Genomic DNA, 3,118 nt, shown 5'->3' on the forward strand with positions numbered 1-3,118 from the left:
CTTGGTCAGAGCAGCGGTCAGAGTGGTTTTGCCGTGGTCAACGTGACCGATGGTGCCGACGTTTACGTGCGGCTTGTTACGCTCAAACTTTTCTTTAGCCATCTTGACCGCCTCCCGTAAGGAATTGAGAAAGTCACGTCACCATTAAAACAAAGGCAGATATTTTCATATCTGCCTTTGCGAGATGGAGCTCATGAGCGGATTTGAACCGCTGACCTCACCCTTACCAAGGGTGTGCTCTACCAGCTGAGCTACATGAGCAAGACATAAACCGTAAACTTGGAGCGGGTAGCGGGAATCGAACCCGCATCATCAGCTTGGAAGGCTGAGGTTCTACCACTGAACTATACCCGCGGAGCTTGCGGCTCACGCTTGAAACTGGTGGAGGGGGAAGGATTCGAACCTTCGAAGTCTGAGACGTCAGATTTACAGTCTGATCCCTTTGGCCGCTCGGGAACCCCTCCGAGTGAGGCGGCATTCTACAGCCTGCCACCGCGTTGTCAACTGTTTTTCTTTAAAAAACTTGAGCTTAGCTCGTCAACAACAGCTTCTGGTGTTCCCTGTTTCAGGTCACCCCTGTGAAGCGGGCGCCATTCTATTCAAACTATTGAGGGCTTGCAACGCTTTTACACGGCATTATTTGTTTTTGCAGATCAGGAAAATCCGGGGCCAGCTGGCGCACCAGAGAGTCATCCACCAGACGCCCGCTTTCCGGCGACACCTCCGCCCAATAATCATGCTGCGAGCGAGCCAGCTCACGCACGAGAGCATCGTAGCCAGCCCCCTTCAGGCGCTCGACGACACTGTCTGCGGAATCCTTACGCTGGAATATTCCGAGAGAGATACCATCAGTCAGATCCCCTTCGGTAATGATGTAGCTATCAATCTTGCGGGCCTGCAACTCTCTCAATTGCCAGAGCGATGCCTGACGCGACGCCAGGGGCGGTAGATAAACCCAGTAGTCCACTCCGGCGGCTGCATCCACAGTCTGCACTGAAGCCTGAACATCCAGGCTCAACAAGCGCTGGACAAGCTGCTGAGTACGATCCTCGGCAGAGAAGCTACCCAGGTACACGCAAGTGGAGGTGAGAGCAGTTACTGGCCGCTCCTCCATCTGGCGACGCTGTGGTTTTTCGGCTGACTCGCTAAGCAGGCGAATATTCTTCTGTTCACTGTGGAACAGGCTGAGCGGTGTGACCTCTTTGGGACGAAGAGGGGCCTGCTGTTGATGCCAGACGTAATAGAAGACGTTTAAGGCGAGCAGAAAAAGGAAGAACCAACGCATCGATCAGACTCACTCGATCGGACAGGCAAGTGCCAGGCCGAGAAATACCAGATCAGGAAGCACGACCGCACGCACAGACTCATCCTTGACCAGCTCGGCATCGCCTCCGGTTAGATAGACAGCACAGTCGCCACCCAACAGCTTGTTCGCCAGCTCGACCTGCTCCCGCACGAACCCGCGCAGCATCAGCACGCAACCACGCTCCACCGCCTCAGAAGTTTCCTGACCTGGCAGCAGATTCTGCAGCGCCTCATCAGCCGCCTCGTCGTCATAGCGAATGCGCCGGGTGTGCGTGCGCAGCTGGCTGCGCATCAGGGGCATACCAGGAGCTATATAGCCACCCAAGTGTCGGCCGGCGGCATCGACCAGATCGGAAGTGACCGCAGTGCCGAGATCGAGGACTAGGCAACCACGACCGGCCAGGCGATGACCAGCCACCAGTGCGAGCCAGCGATCCATTCCCAGCCGCTGGTACTCACGGTAGCCATTCAGCACACCGCCGAGTTCGGGCGCTGGCGCAGCTAACTGCACCGCAATGGGAAATGCGCTCTCCAGGCCAACACGAAGCGCTTCGGTTTCCTGTTCACTGCGCACGCTGACCATGCGGCAGTAGCGGATATCGACCACTTCGCTCGCCTGCAATTGCGCAAGCAGCGCCTGATCGGAATCAGCCACTCCCCCAGCGACAGTCACCAGGTCGTGCTTTCTGACCACCCGCCACTTGATCAGGCTGTTTCCGCAATCCAACTCAAGAATCATCCGACAACCTCAGACTCAGCTCGCCTCCGCTGTAGCTCTGCTCCTTACCATCCACCAGGAGGCGTAGCGCGCCTCTCTCGTCGATGCCCAGGGCGCGCCCAACGATATTATTGGCGACAGTGGACAGCGCGACTTGCCGCCCCTGCCATAGATGAAGGGATTCCCACTCTTCGCGGCTCGCGGAAAAACCGCGCTCGCGATGACGGGAAAGCGCGTGCGCGAGTTGTGACTCCAGCGCCTGCAGCAGCTCATTGCGGTCGACCAGCCCGCTCAACGCTTCTCGTACCGAGGTCCACGGCTGATCGATGGCGTCCGCCTTGCGCATGTTCACATTGATTCCGATGCCAATGGCAACGCTACAGATGTCAGCAGGATCACCCGTCAACTCCAACAGGATACCGGCAATCTTCTTACCACCGACTAGAACGTCATTAGGCCACTTCAAGCCGACATCCGTTACACCCTGCGCCTGGATGGCCTTCGCTACCGCAAGACCAACTACCAGGCTCAACCCTTCTAGCTCCTGAGCACCGCCGCGCACAGCGATACCCAGGGTGTAATAAATATTGGCCCCGAAGGGACTTTCCCATTGCCGCCCTCGCCTCCCTCGCCCAGCAGTCTGGCGCTCACCCAAGATGGCGAACGGCGCAGCGGCTCCGGCAGAGAGACGCCGTAGAACTTCGGCATTGGTAGAGTCAACGGAAAACAAGACATCGAGAGGCCACAAGCCCGAATCGGACCTGGGCGAGATGATGCTCAGAGGCTCTTCGAGGCGGTAGCCACGGCCGCGCACTCGCTGCACGACTATCCCGTAGTCACGCTCAAAGCCTTCAAGGCGCTTCCAGACGGCGCTGCGACTTACTCCAAGGAGTGCACCCAGCTCCTCTCCGGAATGAAAGCGGCCATCGCTCAACAATTTCAGCAAGGTCTGCATATCACCCCCGCAACAGTCAGGCACGCATCATATAGAGGCATGCCCGAATTGCCTACGCAGCAATGGCTCAAGCTTCTCGCGCGCAAAAGCAAAACCCCCGGCCAGCTTTGCTGACCAGGGGTCTTGGGATAGGAGCTTGA

At 57.6% G+C, this 3,118-nt stretch carries 4 protein-coding genes and 3 tRNA genes; all 7 read right to left on the minus strand.

Features of this window, described 5'->3' with window-relative positions; all coding sequences use genetic code 11:
• Positions 1-102 (minus strand): GTP-binding protein (locus CTR55_RS27305; RefSeq protein ID WP_240448157.1); only part of this gene is annotated, 102 nt, incomplete at its 3' end.
• 83 nt (positions 103-185) lie between these two features.
• Positions 186-261, minus strand: a tRNA-Thr gene (locus CTR55_RS27310).
• 19 nt (positions 262-280) lie between these two features.
• Positions 281-354 (minus strand) — tRNA-Gly (locus tag CTR55_RS27315).
• 25 nt (positions 355-379) lie between these two features.
• Positions 380-464 (minus strand) — tRNA-Tyr (locus CTR55_RS27320).
• Between the two features lie 140 nt (positions 465-604).
• Positions 605-1,285, minus strand: a complete 681-nt coding sequence (locus tag CTR55_RS27325) for an SPOR domain-containing protein (protein WP_296291715.1) — start codon at positions 1,283-1,285, stop codon at positions 605-607.
• 9 nt (positions 1,286-1,294) lie between these two features.
• On the minus strand, positions 1,295-2,044 hold the full coding sequence (locus tag CTR55_RS27330; RefSeq protein ID WP_296291717.1) for a pantothenate kinase: 750 nt from the start codon (positions 2,042-2,044) through the stop codon (positions 1,295-1,297).
• Entirely contained in the window at positions 2,034-2,978 is a 945-nt protein-coding gene (gene birA, locus CTR55_RS27335; protein ID WP_296291720.1) for a bifunctional biotin--[acetyl-CoA-carboxylase] ligase/biotin operon repressor BirA, read from the minus strand. The genes CTR55_RS27330 and birA overlap by 11 nt, the downstream gene beginning before the upstream one ends.
• Positions 2,979-3,118 lie beyond the last annotated feature (140 nt).

This window comes from Pseudomonas sp. (assembly GCF_002796985.1).
Taxonomy (GTDB): Bacteria; Pseudomonadota; Gammaproteobacteria; order Pseudomonadales; family Pseudomonadaceae; genus Pseudomonas.